This is a genomic window from Amycolatopsis sp. lyj-112 (assembly GCF_046549055.1).
Taxonomy (GTDB): domain Bacteria; phylum Actinomycetota; class Actinomycetes; order Mycobacteriales; family Pseudonocardiaceae; genus Amycolatopsis.
Genome location: NZ_JAJPWS010000017.1, coordinates 135,943 through 160,431 on the forward strand (window position 1 = coordinate 135,943; position 24,489 = coordinate 160,431).

General features: G+C 66.3%; 19 protein-coding genes. 9 read left to right on the forward strand and 10 right to left on the reverse strand.

Features of this window, described 5'->3' with window-relative positions; all coding sequences use genetic code 11:
- Position 1 precedes the first annotated feature (1 nt).
- The 7 genes from ACLJRL_RS36400 to ACLJRL_RS36430 all read right to left on the reverse strand — a co-directional run bounded on the left by ACLJRL_RS36400 (position 2) and on the right by ACLJRL_RS36430 (position 8,832).
- Positions 2 to 3,262, reverse strand: coding sequence for a molybdopterin-dependent oxidoreductase (locus tag ACLJRL_RS36400; protein WP_410660916.1), 3,261 nt, complete (start codon positions 3,260 to 3,262; stop codon positions 2 to 4).
- Between the two features lie 61 nt (positions 3,263 to 3,323).
- Positions 3,324 to 3,461, reverse strand: a complete 138-nt coding sequence (locus ACLJRL_RS36405) for a hypothetical protein (RefSeq protein ID WP_410660917.1) — start codon at positions 3,459 to 3,461, stop codon at positions 3,324 to 3,326.
- 304 nt (positions 3,462 to 3,765) lie between these two features.
- A complete protein-coding gene (locus ACLJRL_RS36410) occupies positions 3,766 to 4,806 on the reverse strand; it encodes a DNA-methyltransferase (protein WP_410660918.1) in 1,041 nt (346 codons plus the stop codon).
- The gene (locus ACLJRL_RS36415) at positions 4,803 to 6,053 is read right to left on the reverse strand and encodes a DNA-methyltransferase (RefSeq protein ID WP_410660919.1); all 1,251 of its coding nucleotides are present in this window, start codon (positions 6,051 to 6,053) and stop codon (positions 4,803 to 4,805) included. Before ACLJRL_RS36415 ends, ACLJRL_RS36410 begins: the two co-directional genes overlap by 4 nt.
- Positions 6,050 to 6,622: a recombinase family protein gene (locus ACLJRL_RS36420; RefSeq protein ID WP_410660920.1), complete on the reverse strand. Its 573-nt coding sequence runs from the start codon at positions 6,620 to 6,622 to the stop codon at positions 6,050 to 6,052. The genes ACLJRL_RS36415 and ACLJRL_RS36420 overlap by 4 nt, the downstream gene beginning before the upstream one ends.
- Positions 6,623 to 6,926: 304 nt before the next feature.
- On the reverse strand, positions 6,927 to 7,850 hold the full coding sequence (locus ACLJRL_RS36425) for a DNA methyltransferase (RefSeq protein ID WP_410660921.1): 924 nt from the start codon (positions 7,848 to 7,850) through the stop codon (positions 6,927 to 6,929).
- Positions 7,843 to 8,832: a hypothetical protein gene (locus ACLJRL_RS36430; RefSeq protein WP_410660922.1), complete on the reverse strand. Its 990-nt coding sequence runs from the start codon at positions 8,830 to 8,832 to the stop codon at positions 7,843 to 7,845. The genes ACLJRL_RS36425 and ACLJRL_RS36430 overlap by 8 nt, the downstream gene beginning before the upstream one ends.
- A gap of 530 nt (positions 8,833 to 9,362) precedes the next feature.
- On the opposite strand from ACLJRL_RS36430, the gene ACLJRL_RS36435 reads away from it, so the two are divergent.
- The 5 genes from ACLJRL_RS36435 (at position 9,363) to ACLJRL_RS36455 (ending at position 15,903) form a co-directional block, all read left to right on the forward strand.
- Complete coding sequence (locus tag ACLJRL_RS36435; RefSeq protein ID WP_410660923.1) at positions 9,363 to 10,385, forward strand: hypothetical protein; 1,023 nt, start codon at positions 9,363 to 9,365, stop codon at positions 10,383 to 10,385.
- A 161-nt stretch (positions 10,386 to 10,546) separates the two neighbouring features.
- Complete coding sequence (locus tag ACLJRL_RS36440) at positions 10,547 to 10,876, forward strand: pilin (RefSeq protein ID WP_410660924.1); 330 nt, start codon at positions 10,547 to 10,549, stop codon at positions 10,874 to 10,876.
- 4 nt (positions 10,877 to 10,880) lie between these two features.
- Positions 10,881 to 12,920 (forward strand): hypothetical protein, encoded by a 2,040-nt coding sequence (locus tag ACLJRL_RS36445; RefSeq protein WP_410660925.1) that lies wholly within the window; start codon positions 10,881 to 10,883, stop codon positions 12,918 to 12,920.
- Entirely contained in the window at positions 12,917 to 14,074 is a 1,158-nt protein-coding gene (locus ACLJRL_RS36450; RefSeq protein WP_410660926.1) for a PrgI family protein, read from the forward strand. Before ACLJRL_RS36445 ends, ACLJRL_RS36450 begins: the two co-directional genes overlap by 4 nt.
- Positions 14,071 to 15,903: a VirB4 family type IV secretion system protein gene (locus tag ACLJRL_RS36455; protein ID WP_410660927.1), complete on the forward strand. Its 1,833-nt coding sequence runs from the start codon at positions 14,071 to 14,073 to the stop codon at positions 15,901 to 15,903. Before ACLJRL_RS36450 ends, ACLJRL_RS36455 begins: the two co-directional genes overlap by 4 nt.
- A 113-nt stretch (positions 15,904 to 16,016) precedes the next feature.
- On the opposite strand, the gene ACLJRL_RS36460 is transcribed toward ACLJRL_RS36455, so the two are convergent.
- On the reverse strand, positions 16,017 to 16,661 hold the full coding sequence (locus tag ACLJRL_RS36460) for a class I SAM-dependent methyltransferase (RefSeq protein WP_410660954.1): 645 nt from the start codon (positions 16,659 to 16,661) through the stop codon (positions 16,017 to 16,019).
- A gap of 285 nt (positions 16,662 to 16,946) precedes the next feature.
- Here ACLJRL_RS36460 and ACLJRL_RS36465 point away from each other — a divergent pair, with 285 nt between their 5' ends.
- Positions 16,947 to 17,783, forward strand: coding sequence for a GP88 family protein (locus tag ACLJRL_RS36465; RefSeq protein ID WP_410660928.1), 837 nt, complete (start codon positions 16,947 to 16,949; stop codon positions 17,781 to 17,783).
- Between the two features lie 42 nt (positions 17,784 to 17,825).
- On the forward strand, positions 17,826 to 20,327 hold the full coding sequence (locus ACLJRL_RS36470; RefSeq protein ID WP_410660929.1) for a type IV secretory system conjugative DNA transfer family protein: 2,502 nt from the start codon (positions 17,826 to 17,828) through the stop codon (positions 20,325 to 20,327).
- A gap of 103 nt (positions 20,328 to 20,430) precedes the next feature.
- On the opposite strand, the gene ACLJRL_RS36475 is transcribed toward ACLJRL_RS36470, so the two are convergent.
- Entirely contained in the window at positions 20,431 to 22,158 is a 1,728-nt protein-coding gene (locus tag ACLJRL_RS36475) for a hypothetical protein (protein ID WP_410660930.1), read from the reverse strand.
- Positions 22,159 to 22,311: 153 nt separating this feature from the next.
- Here ACLJRL_RS36475 and ACLJRL_RS36480 point away from each other — a divergent pair, with 153 nt between their 5' ends.
- Both ACLJRL_RS36480 and ACLJRL_RS36485 read left to right on the forward strand, forming a co-directional pair.
- Positions 22,312 to 23,343: a replication-relaxation family protein gene (locus ACLJRL_RS36480; protein WP_410660931.1), complete on the forward strand. Its 1,032-nt coding sequence runs from the start codon at positions 22,312 to 22,314 to the stop codon at positions 23,341 to 23,343.
- 7 nt (positions 23,344 to 23,350) lie between these two features.
- The gene (locus ACLJRL_RS36485) at positions 23,351 to 24,325 is read left to right on the forward strand and encodes a hypothetical protein (RefSeq protein WP_410660932.1); all 975 of its coding nucleotides are present in this window, start codon (positions 23,351 to 23,353) and stop codon (positions 24,323 to 24,325) included.
- 9 nt (positions 24,326 to 24,334) lie between these two features.
- Here ACLJRL_RS36485 and ACLJRL_RS36490 read toward each other — a convergent pair whose 3' ends face one another.
- A complete protein-coding gene (locus tag ACLJRL_RS36490; protein ID WP_410660933.1) occupies positions 24,335 to 24,475 on the reverse strand; it encodes a hypothetical protein in 141 nt (46 codons plus the stop codon).
- Between the last annotated feature and the right edge of the window lie 14 nt (positions 24,476 to 24,489).

Consider the following 24,489-nt stretch of genomic DNA (forward strand, 5'->3'; position numbering starts at 1 on the left):
CTCACACCACCTTGACCGGATGCCGGACGACGGCGCCGAACAGGTAGCCCTGGGTGTTGTACGCGGCGGCGTCCGGCTGGGTGACACCGGTGATGTCCGTGGCCCGCGCCCGCAGCGTGTGGTCGCCCGGAGTGCTGGGGCGCCAAGGGATCTCCCAGAGTTGCCAGCCGCGATCCGCCGACTGACCCACCGTCTTCGCCTGCTGCCAACCGTCGCCGGTACTGACTTCGATCCGCCGGATCCGGCCGTTGCCCGACCACGACCGGCCGCGCAGCACGTGCCTGCCGCCCGCCTCGAATTCGGCGTTCCACGGCAGTTCGAACGCACTCTTGACCACCTGCCGGGTCACGTTCGTGCCCTCCGCCGGGTAATCCTGCCCGAGCAGCCGGTAGTACTGCGTGTTCCATGGCGAGACCAGTGGCGTTTCCGAGACCTCGATGCGCCCCAGCCATTTGATCGACGAGATCCCCACCCAGGACGGCACCACGAGCCGGACCGGGTGGCCGTGGTCCGGCGGCAGCGGCCGCCCGTTCATCTCGTAAGCCAGCAGGACGTCCTGCAACGCCTTCGCGACCGGCAGCGGACGGCGCACCCTCCCCAGGTTGACCCCGCCGGTGACGTAGTCGGCGTCCAGACCTTCGGGGAGGACGTCCACCGCATGGTGCGTCAGCCCGGCCCTGGCCAGCACGGTCGAAAGCCGGACCCCGCGCCAGCGCGCCACCCCGATCGCGCCGAGCTTCCACGCCGTGCCGGACACCGTCTGCCCCTGCTGGCTGGTGAAGTAGCTCCGGCCATTGCCCGCGCATTCGATCGCCGAAGTGATCGTCTCCGAGGGCAGCCTGAGCAGGTCGCGGTAGGTGAACTCGACGGGCTTGTCCGCGGTCGGCGACCCGCGCAAACCGGTACCGAAGAGCTTCAGCCGCCAGGTCGCGGCATCGATCAGCGGGGTGGACGTGTGGTTCCGGACGAAGAACCGGTCGATCGGCGTCAGGTAGCCCTGCCCGCTCAACGCCTCCCAGCGCGTTTCCGCGTTGGTGCCGTAAACCTCGAAAAGCTCGGGCGGCAACGGCTTCACGATCGGCGTGACCGCGGACGCCGTTCCCGCCGGGATCGCTCCGAACGCCGTCAGCGCGAGCCCGCCCCCTGCCGTCAGCCGGAGCATCCTGCGCCGCGACATCCCGTCACCCCGCGCCTCTCCCGCGCGCCACTGCGTCCATCGCGTCCGGTCGTAGGTGGCTTCGTCGGTAAGGCCGCTTTCGGTCATGCAGGCCATTCTCGGCAGCGGCCGTGCACGTGGACCAGCGCGTCCACAGAGCGGAACTGCTTGTGCCCCGGAGGGGGCTCCTACAGCATCCACACTAGCGCCACCTGCTCGTTGAGCAGGCATTTTGCTTGTGGATGGCATGGTATGGATGGTCCTCACTGCCTGGTCGGCGATTTGCGGGAGGTCGTGAGCGGGGAGTCGTGCCTCGATCTTCACCTCGTCGGAGTCATCGAGGAGGCGTACAGCGAGCTGCACGATCTCGAACAAGCGTCGAAGTTGATCGTCAGGTGCGTTGGCGAGGTCGAGGGTGAGGAATGGCAGTGCGTCGAGCAGGGCGATTTCGTCCTCGCCGGGTTTGCGGGGTTCGGTCGCGTCGGCTGCATCTAGGTCAGCGACGGCCGTCTTCGCTGCCTTCTTCTGAGTCTCCAGGTCGTTGTAGGTGGCGCGCAGGCCCTGTGTGAAGGGGTCGTCCGGATCACCATCCAGCGCCTGACGCAAGATCGATGCTTGACGGCGCGCCAGCTCAGCAAGAGCGCGCTGCAACCTTTCGCGTTCGTTTTGGCGTTGCTGCGCGGCGTTGTCGTCGAGCCCATCCAGGTCTGCCGCCAGGATCTCACGGCGGCTGGGTCCGAAAATCCGATCGGAAGCGAACTGGGATACCGCCTCGATGATGGCTTTTTCACGCAGATAGACGGCCTTGGGATGCCCCGCATAGGTGTCAGGCCGACCGCGGTTGTTGGCCTTGGGCCAGCACGTGTAATACACGTCGCCGTGGCGCTGAACGCCGTACATCCTCCGCCCGCAGCCGCAGAAGATCATCCCGCGAAACACATAGGTACGGCGTGTCTGCGGATGCACGTTCAGCTCGTTGTCCGAGCGCGATCCACGACGAGTACGGCGACGAGCGTTGAGTTCGTCGTACATCCATTTCGCTATCAACGGCTCATGGCTAGGTTTGGGCGACCACACCCACTTGATCGGGTCGTTGACCTTTCCCTGTTTGGACCGGCGCGCACGCCGGTTGAACACCTGATAGCCGGTGTACTTCGGGTTCTGGAGTATCTCGTAGACGCTGCTCTTGCCCCATGCCCTGCGTGCTCGTCTGCCTCCCGCCGGTTCGGGCGGCGGATAGCGCGTCAGATCAGCGTTGAGCAGGTCGGCGATGTCGCCGTAGCCGAGCTCCTCGTGGTAGCGCCACTTCGCCATCTGCGTGACCGTTTCGGCACGTACGCCGTCACGCTCCAGACGGCTCTTGGTTTGGCCTTTGGCAGCCTTGGTCGGGTTGGGGTGCGGGATGGCCTTCGCTTTGTACCCGTACGGAGGTTTGCCGATGTTGTAGCCCTCACGGACGTGGGTACACAAACCTCCCCACGACTGTTCGAGGGTGTTGAGGACCTCGTACTCGGCGATGGATTGGTTGATCCGCCGTTGCAGCACGCGCTGCGCGCGGCTACCGGACAGGGTGATGGGCTCGTTGGAGGCAAAGAGCGGGACGTCGACGCGCTCTAGCTCCCGCTCAACAGAAAGGCCCTCGAATGCACGACGCGCAACGCGAGAAATGCTTTCAGCGATCACCACGTCGAATCGGCGACCGGAATGCGCGGCTTCGGCGAGCAGGTCCGCGATTCCACCGTCACGGGCGATCGGGATGTTGAACCGTTCGTAGTTCTCCCCCTGGCCACGCTGATCCAGATCCATGCGGCCGGATTCGACGTCATAGAAATGGGCGACGATCACCCACGACTCCGGCAGTGCAGTCTTGCAGTTGCCGACTTGCCGAAGCAGCGATTGCCGCGGGTCTTGCTGGTCCTCGGTCGAGGTCCGGCCGAGCACAGCGACGCGAACCTCATCGCGCATAAGCGCCGACGTCGACGAGCCCAGCGGCGAGACCGCATAGTCAGACAGCCCAGAGGGCCCTGACACCGGAACGCGCCCATTGCCCCGATGCTCGATCGCCGGAGCAGGCGGGTTCACCACGAAGCCGTCCTCTGTTCCCATTTCTACTCAGTCACCTCTCGCCACACCGGGACTTGACTCACTCAGCGGTTCGCAAGCGGAGTCAGGCGGCCTGGTAGTTCTCTGTGTCCGGAGTTCCGTTCACGGTGTTCTGCTGATGTGCCCAGTGCAGGAGCCCCGCAAGGACCACGGCGATTTCCCTGCGCATGCGCCAGCCTTCGGCGCCTCCGACGTACGTCACCTCTCCGACAAAACGGCGATGTCCACCACGGAACGACTGTTCGAAGCACCATGCCTTGTTGTCGCCAGCCGGGCGAGAATTGCGACGTTGCAAGGGAATCACCACCGCGTCGTCGTGTACCTGATCACCATCGCGCCCTACCTCTCCGAGGAGATGGCTGCGATCCTGCGGCGAGTACTCGTCCTGGCCTGAACCGGGCACTGGTCACCCTCCTCTGGGCCTTGAGTAAGTCAAGTGCTTACGTGGGCCCGAAATCGTAACGTCGATCAGTACAGAATGGAGGCCCCGAACGAGTGAGGACGACCTAGATTGCTCCGCCCGCGACGATCCGCTGTATCGCGATGTCGTGGTAGGCCGGGTTGGTGTCAATGCCGGTGAAGCGGCGGCCGAGTTCGCGGGCGGCGACGCCGGTAGTGCCACTGCCGCTGAAGGGGTCGAGAACGTGACCGCCGGGTGGGCATCCGCCGGCGATGCAGCGGCGCGGGATCTCCAGTGGGGACGGCGCAGGATGACCGGTGCGGGATCGATCCGGCTGGATTGTCCACACGTTGCCGGGGTTGCGTCCGCGCTGGCCGTGCGCCGGGGTGCGGGGCCAGGTTCCGCGGGCGGTGTTCGGCTTGTTGCCACCGTGATGGGCTCGACGGGACAGGGCGCGGTCGCCGGTGTAGGGCTGCCGAATCGGGTCGAGGTCGAAGTAGTAGTCCGGCTGCGTGACGAATAGGAAGATCATCTCGTGGCGGGTGGCGAGCCGATCGCGGATCGGCGTGGGTGTGGCGTGCGGCTTGTGCCAGACGATCGCCGACCGCAGTATCCAGCCGTCGTCCTGCATTGCCAGGGCGAGGCGCCAGGGCATGCCGAGCAGGTTCTTGTGTGGCACGTCGGCGATGGGCCGGTAGTGCGGTTGTCCGGCTTGGCCGGGTGTGGTGCACCAGTAGCCATCGGAGTTGGTGGAGTAGCTGTCGCCGAGATTGATCCAGACAGTCGCCCGCGGGGTGAGCACGCGGCGCGCCGCGCCGAATACCGTACGTACCGTGTCGATGTACTCGTCTGCAGTCGGTTCCAGGCCGATCTGCGGATGCTCGCGCAGTGCTCCGCAGTTTCGGCACCGCCGCCGATCGCGGCTGCCATCAGCGGATGCGGTGCCGGCGCTGACCGGGCGGTGGCGACACCCCGTTCGCCCGCTGGTCCAGGAGTCGGGGGCGTAGTCGCGCAGGCGCCAGTAGGGCGGGCTGGTGACGAGGCAGTCCACCGAGTTGTCGGGCAGTTCCGCGATCCCGGCTTCCGCATCAGCTGTGAAGAGAGTGACTCCGCCGTACTGGCGATGAGTCGCGATGGAGGCGTTCATGCGGCCCTCCCCTGTTCGTCTGCGGTGAGGCCGAGGCGCCGGAGGCCGATGTCGTGGAACTGCGGGTTGAGATCGATACCGACGTAGGACCGGCCGAGCTTCCCTGCGGCCATGCCGGTGGTGGCGGCACCGCTGAATGGATCGAGCACGACACCGCCCTCCGGGCATCCTGCGGCGACGCACCGCAAAGGGATGTCGACCGGGAAGGCTGCGAAGTGCGCTTCGCGGAGGGGACGAGTCGTGATGGACCAGACGTCGCCGGGGTTCTTGCCACGCTGGTGCGCGGCGGAGTGCCGCGCGCCGGTCGGCCGCATCGCGTCGCCGTGTGTCTTACCGGTGAACGGGCTGGTGTCGTGGTATTTGCCGTACACACTGTGTCCGCGACGGCGCGCGGTCGCGTCGATCCCGCCGTGGCGGCCCTTGCGCACGCCGCCGATCACGATGCCCTCGTCGGCCGCCTCGGGACGGGTGAGTGGTTCGCGGATCGGATCGAGGTCGAAGAAGTACTTCTGCTGTTTGGTCAGCAGGAACAGCATCTCGTACCGGTTCGACAGCCGATCCCGGACGGATTCGGGCATGGCGTTGGGTTTGTGCCACACGATCGCGTTGCGCAGAATCCAGCCGTCGGCCTGCAGCGCGAACGCGACCCGCCATGGCATTCCGACCAGGTTCTTCCGCGGCAGGGACCGCGTGCGCGCCACCCCGGCCTGGCGTACCGATTCCCGCAGCGGCACTGCCGCGTTCCGGCCGGACAGGGTGCTGGCCCGCATCGGGTCACCGGTGCGGCCGGGCGGTTCGGCAGAGTAGGAGTCACCCAGGTTCAGCCACACGGTGCCGGTGTCGACCACAACGCGGTGCAGCTGCGCGAAGACGCCCCGGAGGCGGTCCACGTAGTCCTGTGGTGTCGGCTCCAGGCCGTGCTGGTCGTCCTCGCGCCGGGCGCCGCACCGGCGGCAGTGCTGCGGCGCGCCGTCGCGGTGCCCCGCGGACGCGGGATAGGCAAGACCGGGATGTTTGGGCTGGGGATGGTTGCCACCGCGTCCGGCCGAGGCCAGGTGGGCGCAGCCGGGATCGCCGCCGACCCAGGTTCCAGTCCCGTAGTCGCGCAGCCCCCAGTACGGCGGGCTGGTGACCACGCAGTCGACCGACTTCTCTGCCAGGCCGGCGAGGGTGGCGGTGGCGTCGCCGGTGTAGAGCGTGACCGTCTCATCGCGGTAGTAGACGGTGCTCGTCGGATGCTGGGTCATGCCGCCTCCCGGCCCTGGTCGGTGAGTCCGGTGGTGTCGGTGTCCGGGGTCGGTGAGACCCAGCGGGCTCGGCGGTTGTAGGCCGCCCAGAACACCGCTGGTTCGACCAGTGCCCGGTGGCACCGTTGCTGCGACCAGGTCCAGTATTCCGGCGGTTGATCCACTCCGCGCAGCGTGCGATCCCGGACGACGTACCCGAGGTAGACGGGATTTTTGAGGATGGTGCGCACGACCGCCGGACTCCACGCCCGCGCCCGGCCGGTGACGGGGTCGACAGGCTGAGGGTGCTTCTGCTCGTTCAGGAGCCGGACGATGGTGCGCTCGCTGCGCTTGCCGTACAAATTCCAGGCGAAGATCAGCGACACGACCGGCGCACGCAACTCGTCGACCATCAGCCGGTGCCGCCAGCCCGCACGACCAGACTCGGCTTCGACCCAGTGATGCTGCAGGGTATAGCCATAGGGCGCGGTGCCCGTCCACCAACCGTCGCGGGTGCGCTGCCGAAGTGCCAAACGCGACCGTCGCTTCAACTCCAGCTGGTACCGGTAGACGCTCAGCTCGTCAGACACGCGCCGGGCGTTGTCCTCATCCGTACCTGCCACGTATCCGGTTAGGGCTACGCGCAGCCGCTGCCACCCGGTCGGCGATTCAGGCTTCCGCGTGCCGTACCTCACGAATGGGTACAGCAACGGATTGATGCGGCGCGTGCGGCGACCCGGCTCAGGGGTGATGTCCATGGAAATTCTCTCCTTCGTGCGAGCGGAGTGGATGTCAGAAACAGCGGACGCGGCCTGCTCGTGAGCCGCTGTGCGTAGTTCCGCGGCGACGCGGAATGGCTGCGCGTAGACGGATTCCGCGTGCTTGGACGTGCGGTCAGGCGGCCACCGATGCCAGGCGTGTTCCGCGAGCACTCCGGTGCGGTCGAGGCGGCGCAGGCAGCGCCGGGATGGGCTGAGTCAAAGCCGGATCACTGGCCTCCGGGTCGGCCCGGAACACCAGCACTGTCTGATGCGCGGGCAGCGCGATTTGGTGTCCGAGAGCGCGTTCCGCTCGCCCAGCGGCGCGCCGCTGGGCGAGGGTCGCGTGGGTATACGCACGCCGTCGCCGCACGGCGGCGGTGAGGGCCAAGCAGCGCGCGACCGGTGCCAGGCCCGCGGCGCTGCCGATCTCGGCGATCTGGCTGGGAACGTCGAGCAGGTCGTGCCGGACAGGGTGCCGCTGCGGGGCACAGGTGACGACCACGTGCCCGCCGGGACGCACCAGCGGCCGGTACTGCGAGAGCAGGCTGTGCAGCCGATCCAGCGCACCATCGACGTCGCCGTTCGAGCTGGCAGGGCGCAGGGTGATCAGCAGGAGGTCGACGCGCCCGGTCAGTCCTGCCGTTGCGGCGGCGACGGCTGTGCCGGGGCGTCGGTCGAGCACGAGGACCATGCCGTCGACGAACACACCGCGCGCCTTCGTGACGGTCACGTTCGTCCGTGCCAGCCGCCACCATCGGCGCTGCCCGGTCAGCCCGATCGCGTGCCGCCCGGAGCGCAATGCTTCCACAATGGCCGTCCCCGCTCCGCAGTCCGGATCGAGCACCACATCGCCAGGCCGGGTGAAGGTCGCGATGGCGTGGCGGGCGATCGCCGGGGCCATCAGTGCCGGGTCCGTTCCGGTCGCGTTGTGGTAACCGCCCTCGTCCAGCTGGGCCGCAACGCTGGTCGTCCCGGTCGGCCACACCGAGGCCAGAACCGGACCCTCCGGCACCTCCCCCATCGGTCGAGGGAACTGCTTGTTGGCGCGCTTAGACATCCGACGCCTCCTTCCGATCGGTGACGTCGGTCTCCCCGGCAGTGAGAGGCAGTCGCTGGAACAGGACGAGGTCGTGGTGCACCGAGCGCAGCGGAAGCGCCCCGAAGCCGCCACGCAGCGATCGACCGCGCGGGGCCGTCGCGGTTCCGGTCCCCTCGGCAGCGGCGGAGATGGCTACCGGGTCCGGTGTCGGCGCGGTGAGCACGGCGATGTGGTCGAGACACCGCAAACCGTGATGACCCAGCGTGTTCGCCAAGGCGGGGTGCGGGTCGAGCAACCGCCCACCGCGCGAATCACTGTGCGTGACTACTGCAGTGAGGCCGCATGGGGCGAGTAGGGCGTCCCAGTCGGCGTGACCGAGCCAGTCGGTGGCGTGCGGGTCGAGCGCGGTGATGATCAGATCGAACCCGTTACGGAGTCGGTCTCCGGCGCGGCGACGCGGCTGTGCGGAGTCGGTGTTCGAGTCGGTGACCGCGTGCAAGCCGAGCCGACTGAGTCGGTGTCGCGACCCCGACTCGGCACCACCGTGCCGGGACGGGTCGGGGCGGTCACTTCGATAGTCCGGCGCGGGTGCGGCGGTCGCGGTGTCGGCACCGCGGCCGAGGCGGGCGACGGTCCAGACCGCTTCGGCGAGTCCGGTGTACGGGTCGCCGTCGTAGGTTCGGCCAGCTGTTCGTGGTGACGTGTGCGGGGGTGTCGGCGGGGAGAGGAGAAGGACACGGTCGCCGGGGCGGGTGTAGGTCGTGACGAGGGTGAGGATCGTGCGGCCGAGCCAGCCAGCGAGCAGCGCCGTGCCGGGCAGCACCTCGGCATCGACGAAGGGCCACAGAGTGGTCGGGCGCGTCGCGCGGATGCGTCCGGCGGTGGCTGTCCGGGAGAGCGCGTGGCGTCGGCCCTGGCCGGTGTGCGCCGGGGCCGGCGTCCGGCGATGCGGCGTGCGGTGGGGGCGGCGGCCGGGCTCGTGGTGAGGTGTTGAAGTCATCGGTGGCCTTCCTCGCGGCGTGGTCGGCGTGGTCTGCCAAGTCACCCCAAGAGGCCGGTTTCGGTGCCGATTTTGGACACCAAGAACTCAACTTTCTCGACGAGTTTCGGCGTGCCCCGAAACTCAACAAGTCGAGCCACGGGTTCCATTCGAGAGAGCAGGCGACTCTCGCGAGGAAGAGGAGCAAGAAGAGTGCGAGCTTCCACGCGTTGCTCCGTCGCCAATAACGACCTCGACAGAATTTTGGATGCCGATGCCTAGATCACGTCACCGCGCTCATTCGTCCCGCGATTGCCGAGCGCAAGCCTGCTAAGAAACACTTAAAACACAGGTCAACAGCTACTAACGTTCATCTTGAACGACCGACCGAGACCAGCCTGGCCACCCATTCTGAATCCTTACAGAGGCTCGGTTTTAGTAGCGGAATGGCGTCACTAAAAGGATCATCCTTGTTCTTTCTTGTCTTTTTCTTGTTGCCGTTCTGGCGTCCTGACGTGGTCGATGCAAGCGACTCGAACAGGAGCAAAGAAATGACTGACGACGAGAGCGTGTCCGGCGCAATTCGCCACGACCACGAAGGGCACGAATGGCTGCCCTTGGACACGGCGCGCGATGCCTTTGGCTGGCTGGTAACCGGGCCGAAGCCGATGGCCGTGCACGGGGCACGGTTCGCCGGGTTGCCGCGGCGGCCGGTGCCGCTGGACGAGCTGCGGGACCGGGTGATGAGCAAGCAGTGCCCGCCGCGCACACGCGACGACGTGTGGGCGCATCTGGTGCTGCGCTCGCGTGCTCACGGAGGTGCTTGGACGGTCGCCTGTGTGGGCATGGCGCTGCCCTCGCTGGCCGCCAGCGCGCGGTGGCTGGGCGCGCGGTATCGGGGCGATCGGGCCGATGCTCACGCGGCCGTACTTACCGGGTTCGTTCATGCGTTGGCCACTGTGGACCTGACCGATCCCGGCATCGTCGTCCGGCTGCACTTCGCCGCACGTCGCGCCGGGCAGGCGGCGTTGGAGGAGTCCCTCGATGCGCCGCGGCCCGTGGACACGGACTTTCACTCTGTCGCTCCCCGTCCGCCGTACGGGCACCCCGATTTGGTGCTCGCTCGCGCGGTCGGCGAGGGAGTCCTGACACCGACCGAGGCGGATCTGATCTCGGCGACCCGGCTGGGCGAGGTGTCTCTGACCGCCTGGGGCGCGGAGCACCAGAGCGAGTTCTGGGCGACCTACAAGGTCCGCCAGCGAGCCGAACACCGACTTGTGTCGTGGCTGGCCGACAACCCCGACGAGGTGGACCCCGAGGACCCCGTCGCCGAGGCAGTTCTGTACATGCTCGCCGTCGAGAAAGACGACCCGCACGCCGACACCGATGGTGTCGTGTCACGCGCGGTAAGCGGCCGCCATCGCAACGGACGACCGGCCGGTTCAAAGAAATCTTCACGCTTGGTGTCCAAAAACGACCCGAAATCCGGCCTCTTGGGGCGCGGGGAAACCCCACCCAGCTCTCCGCCTACCGCCGAGCACGAGCCGACTTCGGAGGTGCGCCGATGCGCGTAACACCCCATCCCCAGTCCCAGCACACCACCGCGCCGTCGCGCTCATCCGCGGCGAACGCACCCGGACAAACGCGGCCCCGAGCGAGCGTCGCCAGCCACTCGCGGCCGACGGCAACAGCGGGTGGCGCACGGCCACATCATCGGACCTCACAGACGCCGTCGGTGTTCCAGTCTGTCGCCGCAGTGGTCCTCAGCGCGGTCGTGCTCAGCGCGCTCACCGCGGATGCGGCGCAGGCATCAACGCAGGTTCTCGCGCTCGCGACCAGTGTCGACCAGGTCTTCACCAACATCCGCAACTGGCTGGTCGGGATCCTGGCCGGCCTGGCGACGGTGTTCCTGACCGTCGGCGGGGTCCGGTATCTCCTGGCCGGAGGCAACCCCGGCGAAACCGAGAAGGCGAAGGGGTGCTTCAGAAACGCAGCATGGGGCTACGGATTGGCGGCACTGGCGCCGCTCGCCGTGGAAATCCTGCGCGGGATTGTCGGGGCCTGAGGTCATGGCCGAGACCCGGTTGTCGCAGCTGCTGTCTCTCGGCGTGGCCGTGGTGCTCGGTTGCCTGCTGACGGTCAGTGCGTGGGCCTCACCCGAGAAGCTCACGCCACACGACGCGCAGCAAGCCGCCGTCCCCGTCGCGCAGCAACCACCGCTGCCGTTACCCCTGCCGACCAACCCGCCGGGAAACACATGCGCACCGGATTCACCGGACCCGACATGTCACTTCCCGACCGGGTCGCCGCATCCGCCGGCGCCGACGACCCCATTGCCGCCCATCACCGAACTACCGCCACCGACCAGTTGTTTCCCCGGCCAGATCGGCTGCACACCCAGCGGTCCGAGCACTGCACCGCAAACGAACACCAGCACGCCATGCACCGGAGAAGGCTGCATCCCGCAACCCGGTACTCCCCCGCCTGCCACAGCTCCAGAGCAGCCCGGCCCTGGAGTTGACGGTGACGACCCGGACTGCGGGATCACCAGCATCGAAGGCTGCATCAACAAGGCCATCAACGCGGTGTTCCGTGAGCTGGTCAAGTCCGCACTCGACCCGCTTCTGAAACTGCTGGGCGACACCGCGTTCACGACGCCGACGCTGGATTCGCTGCCCGGGGTGGCGGACCTGTGGAACAACTCCTGGCTGATCGTCCTGGCCTGCTACAGCGGGCTGATCATGATCGGCGGGATCATCGTGATGTCGCACGAGTCGATCCAGAGCCGCTACTCGATCAAGGAGATCGCGCCCCGGCTCATCGTCTCCTTCTTCGCCTCGATGCTGTCGCTGTTCCTCATCGACAAGGCGATCCGGCTCGCCAACGCACTGTCTGCTGCGGTTCTCACCGATGGGGTCGATCCGCCTCAGCTCGGCGACAGGCTAACCAAGTCGATCAGCGGCGCCTACTCGGCGATGGCGTCCGGCGGGCTATTCGTGATCTTGCTGCAGGTCGTCCTGGTCGTCGCGGTGATCGCGCTGCTTCTGGTCTACGTGGTGCGGGTGATCCTCACGCTGATCCTGATCGTCTCGGCTCCGTTGTGGGTCGCCTGCCACGCCCTTCCCCACACCGACGGCATCGCCCGCTGGGGCTGGCGTGCTCTCGCCGCCACGCTCGGCATTCAGGTCGCCCAGTCGCTCACGCTGATCGTCGCGGTCAACACCTTCCTCAACGGCAGCGTGCGCCTGTTCACCTCCATCGGCGGTGGGCTGATGATGCTCTTCGCCGTCCTCGGGCTCCTCTACGTCCTGTTCAAGATCCCGTTCTGGTTCCTCTCCGCCACCAAACTCGGCACCGGCCGTTCCTTCCTCGGCGGGCTGGCGAAGGCGTATATCGCGGCGAAAACGTTCGGGATGGTCGCTGGAAAGACCGGCGGGTTCGGCAAAGCCGGCGCCAGCGCTGGTGCAGGGAAGGGCGGCAAAGGCGGCGGGGGCCGTGACGGTGCTGCTGCCGATCCGCCTTGGCCGCCCCAGCCGCGGATCGCACCGACACCGCAGGCAGTCAACCGGCGGCTGCAGGCGGCCTACGACGCCGACCGCGCCCGCGCGGCCCGGCAGGCGCGCCAGCCCTCGCAGCGACCGGAGTTTCTGCAAGCCGGTCCGCAGGAGACAACCCACGACCCGGCCGTCACCCCAGCCACCAAGGGACCCGCCATGCCTGAATTCAGTTCCCCTTCTAAGCCCGCTATTCCGGTCCCGCCACCCGCCGCGCGGCGTCGCAGGCAGGCCGCAGCGGTTCCCCGGTTCCAAGGTCCCGGCGCGGCGCAGCGCACCGGCGGCGCAGCGCCCCCGGCTCCGCCGGTCGCAGTAGCGGCGGTTCCACCGCACTTGCGGTTCCAGCCACCGACACCGGAACCCGGGCATGGGTCCCGGCCGGTCACGCCAGCGATCGCTCCACCCGCAGCACCGGTGTTTCGGATCGCACGCCCGGAGCCGCGCATCGGGGACGCCCGCCCGCGCACGCCGTCCGTACCACTTATCGCGTTCCGGGCGCCAAGCCCTCCAGAGGCGCCGCCGAAGTCCCCGCCCCGTGGAGGTGAGAAGTCATGACCGTACGCATACCGGCTGACGTCGATCGCGAGGATCGCGTCCTGGCCAATCTCACCGCCCGGCAGCTGGCGATCCTCGCGGTGACCGGGATCGTGCTCTACGGCGTCTGGACCCTAGCCCGCAACGCAGTACCTCTACCGATCTTCCTGATCGTCGCGATCCCGATCGGAGTCACCGCGGCGGTGCTGGCGTTGGGCCAGCGCGACGGCGTGAGCCTGGACCGGCTCCTGCTCGCGGCCATCCGCCAGCGGCTGCAACCCCGCCACCGGGTCGCCGCACCCGAAGGCATACAGGCCGCGCCGGAGTGGCTGACCAGCCGCATCACCACGACCAATGCCACCGGTGCCGCGGGCGAGTCGGACGTATCTCCGGCGGCGCTGCGGCTGCCCGCGGAAGGGGTCACCGAGGCCGGTGTCGTCGACCTCGGCATGGACGGCGTCGCCATGGTCGCGGTGGCAAGCACGGTGAATTTCGCGCTCCGCACCCCGGGCGAGCAGGAGTCGCTGGTCGCGTCCTTCGGCCGGTATCTGCACTCGATCTCCGCACCGGTGCAGGTGCTCATCCGGGCCGAGCGGCTGGACCTGAGCCGTCAGATCAACGACCTGCGCGAGGCCGCACCCGGCCTGCCGCACCCCATGCTCGAAGCGGCGGCACTGGAACACGCGACCTATCTCGACCAGTTGCGCCGCTCCACTGACCTGCTGCGCCGCCAAGTGCTGCTGGTACTCCGCGAGCCAGTCCGCGCGACCGGGCCGACAGACGGGCTCGGCGGAACGTCCCCGCTTGCCGCGCTGCGCGCTCGGCACGCCCGCGGCCGAGCCGGGGACGTCACCGAGGCCGCGCGGCGCTCCGCGGAAACCCGGCTCGTACGGCGCCTGGCCGAGGCGACCGAATTGCTTGCCCCGGCCGGGATCACAGTCACGCCGCTGGACGCGGGACAAGCCACCGCCGTGCTGGCCACCGCGTGCAACCCCGACAGCCTGATCCCGCCCTCGGCAGGGCTGGCTGGCGCAGACGAGGTGATCACCACCGCCGCCTCGGACCACGACGACGAGCCGCCAGTCCGGCACCGGAGCACGGCCAGTCAACGCGCGCGCAGCAGCGCGACGCCAGAGACGACAGCTCTTGATGAATGGGAGGGCGGTGACCTATGAGCAGGAAATTCGGCCGCACTCGAGGCCGCGGGACGCAGCACGCGAACGCACCGTTGGGCAGGGCCAGTGCGTTCACTCCGGACTCGCTCACCGAAGGGCGTCGACACCTGGAGATCGGCAACGAGTGGGTCGCGTCCTTCGCGATCACCGGGTATCCCCGCGAAGTGCATGCAGGATGGTTGCAGCCGCTGCTGTCCCATCCCGGCCGTGTCGATGTGTCGCTACACATTGAACCGATCGATCCCGTCACTGCCGCCAACCGGCTGAAGCGTCAGCTTTCCAAGCTGGAGTCAGGCCGCCAGCACACCAGCGAGAAGGGGCGGTTGCTGGACCCGATGGTCGAAGCCGCCACCGAGGACGCTTACGACCTGGCGGCCCGCGTCGCCCGCGGCGAAGGCAAGTTGTACCGGCTTGGCCTGTACCTGACTGTGCACGCCACTAGTGAGGACGATCTCGGCGAGCAGGTCGCCGCGGTACGGGCGCTCGCGGCGTCGCTGCTGATGAACGCTCAGCCGACCACCTACCGGTCGTTGCAGGGCTGGGTGTCCACCCTGCCGCTGGCACTGGACCTGATCGGCATGCGCCGAACCTTCGACACCAGCGCTCTGGCCGCCGCGTTTCCCTTCACCTCCCCGGACCTTCCGCCCGCCGACCCGACCAGCGTCGCCGCACCGGCCGGCGTGCTGTACGGGTTCAACGTCGGATCGCAGGGTTTGGTGCATTGGGACCGCTTTTCCGCGGACAACTACAACGCGGTAGTTCTCGGGCGATCTGGCGCGGGCAAGTCCTACCTGGTGAAGCTGGAAACACTGCGCAGTCTGTACCGCGGGGTCGAGGTATCGATCATCGATCCGGAAGACGAGTACCGGCGGCTGTGCGAGGCCATCGGCGGCACCTACATCCACCTCGGCGGCCCAGGCGTCCGCATCAACCCGTTCGACCTGCCAATCGCGGTCCGTCCGGACGGACGCCGAACCGCCCCCAAGGACGCATTGACACGCCGGGCACTGTTCCTGCACACCGTCATCGGAGTGATGCTCGGCACCGAACTGTCCGCACAGCAACGAGCCGTGCTCGACCGGGCGATCATGACCACCTATCAGCAGGCGGGCATCACCAGCGACCCACGGACGTGGAGTCGGCAGGCGCCGCTGCTGGCCGACCTCGCCACGATCCTCACCGGCACCACCGACCCGGTCGCGGCGGACCTGGGCGCCCGGCTGCACCCGTTCGTCGAGGGTGCGTTCTCCACCATGTTCTCCGGACCGACCACAACCAGGGCCGAGGGCCACCTGACCGTGTTCAGCCTGCGTGACCTGCCCGACGAACTCCGGCCGATCGGAACTCTGCTCACGCTGGACACGGTGTGGCGGCGGGTGTCCAACCCGGCCATCCGGCGCCCGAGGCTGATCACGGTCGACGAGGCGTGGCTGCTCATGCAAGACCCTGCCGGGGCGCGGTTCCTGCACCGCATGGCCAAAGCCGCCCGGAAACACTGGACGGGCTTGACGATCGCGACCCAAGATGTCGGCGACGTCCTCGGGACGGAACTCGGTAAGGCGATCATCGCCAACGCCGCTACCCAGATTCTCCTACGCCAAGCAACGCAAGCGATCGACGAGATCGTGGCGACCTTCAACCTGTCCGAAGGCGAGAAACAGTTCCTGATTTCCGCAGACAAGGGACAAGGTCTCTTGAGCACCGGGACACAACGGGTCGCCTTCCAATCGCTGGCATCTCCAGAGGAAAACTCGCTCATCACGACCGACCCGAAGTTCCTCGCAACTCTTCAGGATTCCGGCACGAACTCAGGGTGGGTGGTGCTGTAATGAGGGTATCGCGGTCCCGGGGTTCAGGAACTGCATGTAGTTGGGGCAGCGCACCACCTGTACTGCCAACCGGCGCGAGTATCGCCCGATCCATAACGCGATGGATACAGTCGTTAGGAACGGCTACGTGCGAAAAAGATCGCTTGCGGAAATTGCTCGTCCGGGTCGAGCAGCCACTGGGCCTCGACCTCGAATCCGGCCTCACGCAGCCAGGATGCGACCCTTTCCGGCCGACGGCGGTGGACATGGAGCTTCATCGGATGGCCGCCGTAACCCTCGGTCTTCAACTGCGACCCGTCGCCTACGTGAAACAGGAGTTGCAGTGGTCCGCCCGGACGCAACGCTCGGTGGAAGTGCGCGAAGACTGTCGGCACATCGCCGTCGGGGATGTGGATCAACGACTGCCAGGCAAGCAGGCCAGCCGCCGAAGCTGCCGGGAGGTCCAAGTCTGTCATCGAGCCCACCTCGAACCGCAGACCGGGGTGCTCGTGCCGGGCCACGTCGATCATCCCTGGGGAAAGGTCGATGCCGAAGGCGTCGACATCGAGCTCGTGCAGGTAGGCGGTGACTTCTCCGGGGCCGCAGCCGACGTCCGCTACTGGCCCGCCTCCACCGGCCCTCACACAGTCGGCGAACACCGCCAGAGCCGCGCGAAGGTACTGGTGACCAGCGAGGGCACCACGGACTTGGTTGGCATAGCTAACTGCGACCGTGTCGTACGAGGTCCGGGTGTCGGCCAACCAGCCGTCCGTGTTCATGACCGGAACGATATGCCTGATCGCGATCTCATGGGCAGCCGACTCGATCTGTTCGTCGATGGGCAGGCACCTGAGCACCATGGTTGTTGTCCCCCAGAGGTTTGTACGGCAGGCGGGCGTGCGGTGGTGGCAACGGGCAGCTCATCGCTCGTGGATTTGCGGACGCCGACGGCCACGTCGACCTCGACAGCACTGCGTAACCCGTCTGCCGCTGTGGATCTCCTCAACCACAACCGTTTCTAGTCGTTTCTTGTACTCGACTGACATTCCCTTGCGAGGTGTCGTATGTCTTCTTCCGTCCACACGACCGCGATTCCGGCGCGGCCGAACCGGTTGCTGACGCAGAACCGGGAGATGCGGGCAATCGGTGTCTGGAACTGGACTCTGCCTGCGCTGGCCGCCCGGTTGCCTGACGGACGGACGCAGGTGACCTGCCCAGCGGCGAGCGCATGCACTCGGATCTACTACGCGCGCAACGGGACCTACCTCTTCCCTGCAGTGAAAGCCAAGCATATCGCCAATCTCACGTATGTCCTGGACGATCTACCCGGCTGGACAGATGCAATGATCCGCGAACTGATGGCGCCGCGTCTCATCGGGAAATTTGTTAGGGTGCATGACGCTGGGGATTTTTTCAGCGATGCCTACACTTTGGCGTGGTGTCGCGTGATGCAGACGTGCCCAAAGGTGACTTTTTACTGTTATACCAAGGAAGTTCGCCGGTTCAAAAGGCTGATCGAACCTGACCCACCCGAGAACTTCATGTGGGTATACAGCTACGGCGGTCGCGAAGACTCCTTCATCGACCCCGACCGCGACCGGGTCGCCGACGTGTTTCCCGATGAGGAAGCCATCACTGAGGCCGGGTGGTCGTCGCAGGAAGCCTCGGACCTGCTCGCCGTACTCGGCCCGCGATTGGTCGGGGTGTCCGCGAACCGCATCCCGCAGTTCCTGAAGCGCATGGGCGGACGGCGGCTGTCGGAGTGGCAGGCCGAGATCGACGCCGAACGGACACACAAGCGGCGCCGTCATCTGCGACTCGTGCCTAACGACCCGTCCGCTCCTACTCCAATGCCGGAGGGCCAACCTAGCGCGAACGACACCGAGCGAAACGCGGCCTGAATCCGCGCGTCCTTCGACTTTCCTTGCGAGAGGGGATCTCTGATGTCATCCGCTCAGTCTGTTGTCGCTTCGACGAGGATGCTTGCGTCACCGTTGCAGGACTACCTCCGCGATCCCGGTGCCGCAGTGCGCGCTATCGTCGCGGCGCTGCGGGAATTCGCATTAGCCTGGGGGCCACTCGTCGGGCCAGCCGTTGCGCTTGCGGTGGCTGGGGTCATGATCGGCCGTCGGTGGTGGACGCGCCGGTGCCATAACCGGATGGCTGCCGACGCCAGGGTGGTCACGGTGCTCGCCCCGCCCACGGTCGATCCGGACGGTGCGGCGGCCCTGTACTCCAATTTGGTCGGTCTACTCCGGCCCGGTTGGAGGCGCCGGATACATGGTCAGCCACACATTGTGTGGGAGTACGTGTTTTCCCATGCCGGGGTCGCCCTGCGACTGTGGCTGCCGGGCGTCGTGCCGCCCGGCATGGCCGAGCGCGCCATCGAGGCTGCCTGGCCCGGCGCGCACACCCGGACCAGACCGGCAAAGCCGCCAATCCCCTTGTCCAATCCGCCGGGCAAAGCGGTCGAGGCCGTGGGCGGCGAACTGCGCCTGGCCCGCAGTGAGGCGCTGCCCATCCGATCGGACTTCCCCGCCGACCCGGTCCGCGCCTTGCTGGGCGCCCCGGTCGGCATGGCCACCCACGAACGTGCCGTGGTGCAGATCCTCGCGCGACCGGTGACCGGCGCTCGTGTCCGCAAAGCCCGCCGAGCCGCCCGCCGGGTCCGCGCGGGCAGCTCGGTCCGGATGGCCGGGCGCCTCCTGGACCTGATCACCCCGCACACCGGATCGCGCAAGCCCAGCACAACCGCGAAGCAGCCGGTCTTCGATCACCAGACCTCGCTGGAGAACTCCGCGCAGGACCGGGTCATCGTGGCCAAGCAGCGCAGCTCCCAGTACGAGACCCGCATCCGGTATGCCGTGGCCACCTTGGTCGACGAGAACGCGACCGGTGCGCAGCGGGTTCCGGTGCGTGAACACTTGCGCGGGCGCGGGCATGCCATCGCCAGCGCGTTCGCGGCTTACAGCGAACACAACTACTACCGTCGCGTCCGGCTCACGCACCCGGTCCGATCCGTGGCCGAACGGCGTCTGGCGGCCGGTGATCTGCTCTCGATCGCCGAGCTGGCCGCGCTCGCGCACGTTCCAACTGACGAGGCCGTGCCCGGTTTGCAGCGCGCCGGAGCAAAGGCGGTGCCGCCGCCACCGGGGATTGCCACCGAGGGCGCCGGAGTGAAACCGATCGGGATCACCGACTCCGGTCACTCCCGGCAGGTGGGGCTGCGCGTTGCCGACGCGCGCCATCATCTGCACATCCTGGGTGCGACCGGTTCAGGCAAGTCCGAGCTGATGGCGCGAATGATCCTCGACGACGCCGACGCCGGCCGCGGGCTGGTCGTCATCGATCCCAAGGGCGATCTGGTCGCCGACACCCTCATGCGGCTGCCCTCGCGGCTCGGGAAGAACGTCGTGCTTTTCGACGCCGACAGCCGATCCCGCCCACCGGTGCTCAACCCGCTCGAAGGCGACGACACCGCCCGCACGGTGGACAACCTGGTCTCCATCTTCTCCCACGTCTACGCCTCCAGCTGGGGCCCGCGCACCGAGGACATCCTGCGCTCGGGGCTGCTGACCCTGCGCGAGCTGCCCGGCACGCCCACGCTGACGGACCTGCCGAAACTGTTGACGGTGCCCGCCTTCCGGCAGCGTGCGCTCGAACAGATCTCCGACGATGTCCTGATCGGCTTCTGGCACTGGTACGACGATTTGTCCGACGCCAGCCGCGCACAGGTCGTCGCGCCGCTGATGAACAAGCTCCGCGGCCTGCTGCTGCGCCCGTTCGTGCGGGCCTCCCTCGCCGGCGGCGAGTCCACGGTGGACATGGATGAGGTACTCGACGGCGGAATCTGCCTGGTGCGCCTGGGCAAGGACGCGCTCGGGATGGACACCGCGCGGCTGATCGGCTCGATCGTCGTGGCTCGAACATGGCAAGCCGCGACCCGTCGTGCCCGGATTCCGCAGCGCGACCGGCACGATGCCTCGCTCTACATCGACGAGTGCCACAACTTTCTCAATCTGGCGTATCCGATGGAGGACATGCTCGCCGAAGCCCGGGGTTACCGGATGTCGATGACGCTCGCGCATCAGTACCTGCGGCAGCTGCCGCGCGAACTGGAGGAAGGCATCAGCACCAACGCCCGCTCGAAGATCATTTTCTCGGCGTCGCCCGAGGACGCTCGCCACTTGGCTCGGCACACCGCGCCCCGGCTCTCCGAGCACGATCTCGCCAATCTCGGGCGATTCCACATCGCCGCGCGGCTGGTGCTCGACAGTGAGGAAGCTCCCCCGTTCACCGCGGTCACCAAGAAGCTTCCGCCCGCGATTCCCGGACGCGCCAAGGAGATCCGTCGCCTCGCGCTCGTGAACACCGAGCCTCCAAACACGCCCGAGCCCGCCGAGAACGTCGAGCCGGCGGCGTTCGATCCGCGCCGCGCGGCCTGACCCCACTCAGCTTTTCCGTTTACCCGCAGGGTGTTCTCTTGCGTCCTGCGAGTACTGGTGAACGTGCGCTATTCGTATCATGCAGTATTCCCTGACACGTGGATCATGGTTGCTCGCGCGCTGCGGGCCTCGTGGACACCTCATGATCATCCTCTTTATCGTTGTAGACGAAGAGGCGCGGGCGAGACCCATCGCGGTCTTCCTCGTGCCAGTCGGGCGGCCACGGCCGCCACGCCCGGAGCAACTCGTCCGTCAATTGGCTCGTCGGTGGCCATGTTGCCTGCGGTGGTAGATCAGCTCCCTGTACCTCGCGTCGGATTGACAACTCACTTCCATCCAGAGTTACGTGAACACGTTTAAGGACGCCGGGACAGTAGATTCTTGCCAACTCACGCAGGGTTGTAATGCTTGCCGAGACGTCCCCCTGCGCCAGACTGATCACATATATAAAGGTGGCAAAATTGCAGCTTACGATCTCATCCTCGCTGCCGAGCGTTGGGTTGTACGTATCCCACCAAGTCAGGACGCATGGGGTGACAGATCGCGGAAGCGCGGGCGCCGCCTTGCCAAAAATGTCTCGCAAGGGCCACGAGCCGTCCCTGATCGCTGCAGCGGTGCGATTAGCTTGCTTAATCGCCTTTGGGAAATTGACTCGTTGGTCTACAAAGTTCTGCAACTGCGCATGGCTGCGAAACTTGTCATAAGTTGTCTTCAGCTCCACAACGACAACGTCATCCGTTTGTCGATCCCACAGCACCAGGTCGGCGTCACCGACGCCACGGCGAGCACGACGCGCAGCCCATGCCAAACGCGAATGCTGCGGAAGTTGCGCTCCGAGCCAGTCGGCCGCCAGAGCTAGAGAACTACCAACCGTGGTACTCCATAGTCGTTCGTGGCGTCGAACCAGCAAGCTGATGAAGCCAAGATCCGGGTAAAGAACATGGAACGCGAAGGGCCATGATGCAAGAAACTCCCCGCATCGAAGAAACGGAGCTTGAACCCCCCAAGTAACCGCCTCTTGCGGCGTGACGGTGTGCAGGCTCAGCAAGGCGTCAAACTGTCCAGGTTCTCGAACTTCAAATTCTTTCTCAGTTGCAAATGAACACCAGTCAGCCCACAGCTCATCTGGCGAGAACCATCGCCGAGGATGCGTCTTCCACAGATCGATCACCCACGAGCGAAATTGCGGAACCATACCCATTGGAAATCCAACTCCCACACAGAACGCTTCCCAGCTATCGGGCGCACTCTGCGAGAACACGTCCAGCTCACGCAAACCCACTTTGAGTGCCAACGCACCAAGATCTAATTCTCCAGACTTTTGATCGAACCGCTCAATCACTTCCGCTGCATATTGAGCACGACTAGCGAGTTCGCTGACCAAATGCAGAGCTGAACGACGCACAGGTTTTGCCAGCACCACCCGCAACCCATCGTCGCCAGAGACAAGTCTCCACAGACCTTGCCGGAAGGATGCAATTGCGTGTCGACGCTCATACTTTCGCCTCTCATAAGCGAGGAGCTCCTCCGCGAACGGATCTGACAGTATTGCACGATCAAAGTAGGGAGCGACGAAATCATCGAATCGACCAATAGATGCCGCGAGCACCTGCCAATTTACAGCGTGATCAAGGGAATTATATCGGGGAACGTGGTCAACGATCTCATCTCCGCGCTTGATAGCCAAGTCCAACAGCATTGGAACAACATAATTTGCCGACGCGACGTATTGAAACGGGTCGAGAAGTTGCTCATGATCGGCTAGCTCTTTCTCGCCTCGTCCTAACCTATCAATGATGCGCTGCTGCAGATCCGGTTCAGGGCTCGACATGCCCAAATTATCTCACGTCACAGCCTCACCCTGTCAAGGCGAATGACATCGTCACCAACAGAAACCACAAAGCAGACGTTCCGAAAATTGCCAGACCTTGCCATCGCCTGCTTCCCGCAAACGGTTCACTCATTATTGGAGGTGCAGATCACCATGGTCAGCAATCCCACTCCGCAGCGACAATTGCGTTCGCACCGGCCGGAACGACCTGTTGCGCGGGTGCTCAACTCCGCCGAGCATCACGCCTGGCTGGCCCGGCATCTCACCGGCCGCGACCGGTGGCTGTGCCGGATGCTGTTCGAACACCACGTTCTCACCAGCACCCAGATCATCGACATCGCCTTCACCGGACGCCGCGCCGCGAACCTGCGCCTGCGCAACCTCTACCAATGGGGCGTCGTACACCGCTTCCAGCCGCACCGCGACCGCGGATCGCACCCGATGTACTACGTCCTCGACACCGCCGGGGCAGTCGCCCTCGCCCGCGAGAACGGAATCGACCCCAAGGAACTCGGCTACAGCCGTGAACGCGAGATCGGGCGCGCCTTCTCCCTGCAGCTGGCGCACACCGTGGGCTGCAACGGCCTGTTCACCGCACTGATCCGCCGAGCACGTCAACCCGATGCCGCTGGCATGCTCGCCGCATGGTGGTCGGCCGCCCGGTGCGGCCGGCACTGGGGTGACATTGTCACCCCAGACGGCTACGGCCGCTGGCAGGAGAACGGTCGGGACGTCGAGTGGTTCGTCGAGTTCGACTTCGGCACCGAGCAGCTATCCCGGCTGGCGGGCAAGCTCGCCCGATACGAGCGCCTGGCCGACACCACAGGCATCACCACGCCGGTGCTGGTGTGGATGCCCAGCGCAGCGCGTGAGGCCAACGCGCGCAAGGCTCTGACCGAGGCGCTGCGCGCCCTCGATCGGCCCGCACGAGTGCCGGTGGCGACCAGCAGCGGCGATGCTGCCGCTGACCCACTCGACATGGCCGCACCCCGCTGGCGACGAGTCGACGACCTCGACAGCACCGGTCGAGCCGCACTAGCCGACTTGCCTACGCTCTGGCCCAGTCTCCGCGCACCGACAGCCTCCACAGCGCTCACGCCGAGTAGCGCGCCCCCGAGCCTCCGACCAGAACTGACACCACCCCCGCCGATGCCCCCACCCGACCCGAGCAGCCAGTGGAGGTGAAGCAGACATGGGCAAGATCGTCGGGACTGGTGTGGCGCTGGTCCTGGTGCTCATTCTTCTGATCGGCGGCGGAGCAATCGCTGTCGTACAGGCCGTGTTCGGCTCCACAGGCAGTGGCCTGAACTGTGCCCCAGCAGGCTCCACCACCGAAGCTGCGGGGTACGGGCCACAGGAGATGGCGCATGCGGCAACGATCGTAGCCGTCGGTAAACGTATGCACGTTCCCGAACACGGCTGGGTCGTCGCCGTCACCACCGCGCTCACCGAGTCCCGCCTGCAGAACCTCGACTACGGCGACCGCGACAGTCTCGGCCTATTCCAACAACGCCCATCCATGGGTTGGGGAACCCCGGACCAGATCATGGATCCCAGCTACAGCAGCGAACAGTTCTACCGGCACCTCCTCGCCCTGCAGAACTGGCAAAGCATTCCCGTCGCCGAAGCCGCTCAAACAGTTCAGCGCTCAGGATTTCCAGACCGATACACCCAGTTCGAAGATGCGGCCCGGCAGATCGTGGCCGCCGCACAGGGTGCCACATGCGCCACCGGTACGCCGGGCCAGCTACGGACCGACTGGCCATCCGAGCAGGCCACCGTGCCCGATCCCACAAGCGGTGGGCGAATCACTCCACGCACCCTGACCCTCGCGAAAACCCTTCGAGCCAACGGAATGACCGGGAACGGCCTCGGCTGCTTCGCTCACCGACCAGCCAACCCGAACTCCGACCATCCACAAGGCCGCGCCTGCGACATCATGTTCAATCCCCACAGCCAGCCATCGGTAGCCGAAGGATGGCAAGTCACAAACTGGCTCATCTTCCACCAAGCGAATCTGGGCATCCGCTACCTCATCTGGCAGGGCAAGTACTGGTCAGCTGACAACCCAACCTGGGGCGCCTATCAATCCAGCGCTTACGGCTGCCCCAACCCAAACAACCTCACTGGCTGCCACTACGACCACATTCACGTCTCGATTTATTAATTCTGTCAATTATTCGATCAGAAGAGAGATTAAATCATCCGTTGAGCCCAGGTCGCCAACTTCGCCGGATTCGGCGCCACCAGAGAAGGAGAAATCGCCGCCGGCGCGGACGAGTCTGCCGAGGTGTTGCAACCACTTGTTCGGCAGCACTGTGCGTCCCTACA

Bases quoted from the DNA above. Each gene is read 5' to 3' on its own strand.
- ACLJRL_RS36400 (WP_410660916.1), bottom strand. From the start codon at position 3,262: ATGGGAACAGAGGACGGCTTCGTGGTGAACCCGCCTGCTCCGGCGATC.
- ACLJRL_RS36410 (WP_410660918.1), bottom strand. From the start codon at position 4,806: ATGAACGCCTCCATCGCGACTCATCGCCAGTACGGCGGAGTCACTCTC.
- ACLJRL_RS36415 (WP_410660919.1), bottom strand. From the start codon at position 6,053: ATGACCCAGCATCCGACGAGCACCGTCTACTACCGCGATGAGACGGTC.
- ACLJRL_RS36425 (WP_410660921.1), bottom strand. From the start codon at position 7,850: ATGTCTAAGCGCGCCAACAAGCAGTTCCCTCGACCGATGGGGGAGGTG.
- ACLJRL_RS36430 (WP_410660922.1), bottom strand. From the start codon at position 8,832: ATGACTTCAACACCTCACCACGAGCCCGGCCGCCGCCCCCACCGCACG.
- ACLJRL_RS36435 (WP_410660923.1), top strand. From the start codon at position 9,363: ATGACTGACGACGAGAGCGTGTCCGGCGCAATTCGCCACGACCACGAA.
- ACLJRL_RS36445 (WP_410660925.1), top strand. From the start codon at position 10,881: ATGGCCGAGACCCGGTTGTCGCAGCTGCTGTCTCTCGGCGTGGCCGTG.
- ACLJRL_RS36450 (WP_410660926.1), top strand. From the start codon at position 12,917: ATGACCGTACGCATACCGGCTGACGTCGATCGCGAGGATCGCGTCCTG.
- ACLJRL_RS36455 (WP_410660927.1), top strand. From the start codon at position 14,071: ATGAGCAGGAAATTCGGCCGCACTCGAGGCCGCGGGACGCAGCACGCG.
- ACLJRL_RS36460 (WP_410660954.1), bottom strand. From the start codon at position 16,661: ATGAACACGGACGGCTGGTTGGCCGACACCCGGACCTCGTACGACACG.
- ACLJRL_RS36465 (WP_410660928.1), top strand. From the start codon at position 16,947: ATGTCTTCTTCCGTCCACACGACCGCGATTCCGGCGCGGCCGAACCGG.
- ACLJRL_RS36470 (WP_410660929.1), top strand. From the start codon at position 17,826: ATGTCATCCGCTCAGTCTGTTGTCGCTTCGACGAGGATGCTTGCGTCA.
- ACLJRL_RS36475 (WP_410660930.1), bottom strand. From the start codon at position 22,158: ATGTCGAGCCCTGAACCGGATCTGCAGCAGCGCATCATTGATAGGTTA.
- ACLJRL_RS36480 (WP_410660931.1), top strand. From the start codon at position 22,312: ATGGTCAGCAATCCCACTCCGCAGCGACAATTGCGTTCGCACCGGCCG.
- ACLJRL_RS36485 (WP_410660932.1), top strand. From the start codon at position 23,351: ATGGGCAAGATCGTCGGGACTGGTGTGGCGCTGGTCCTGGTGCTCATT.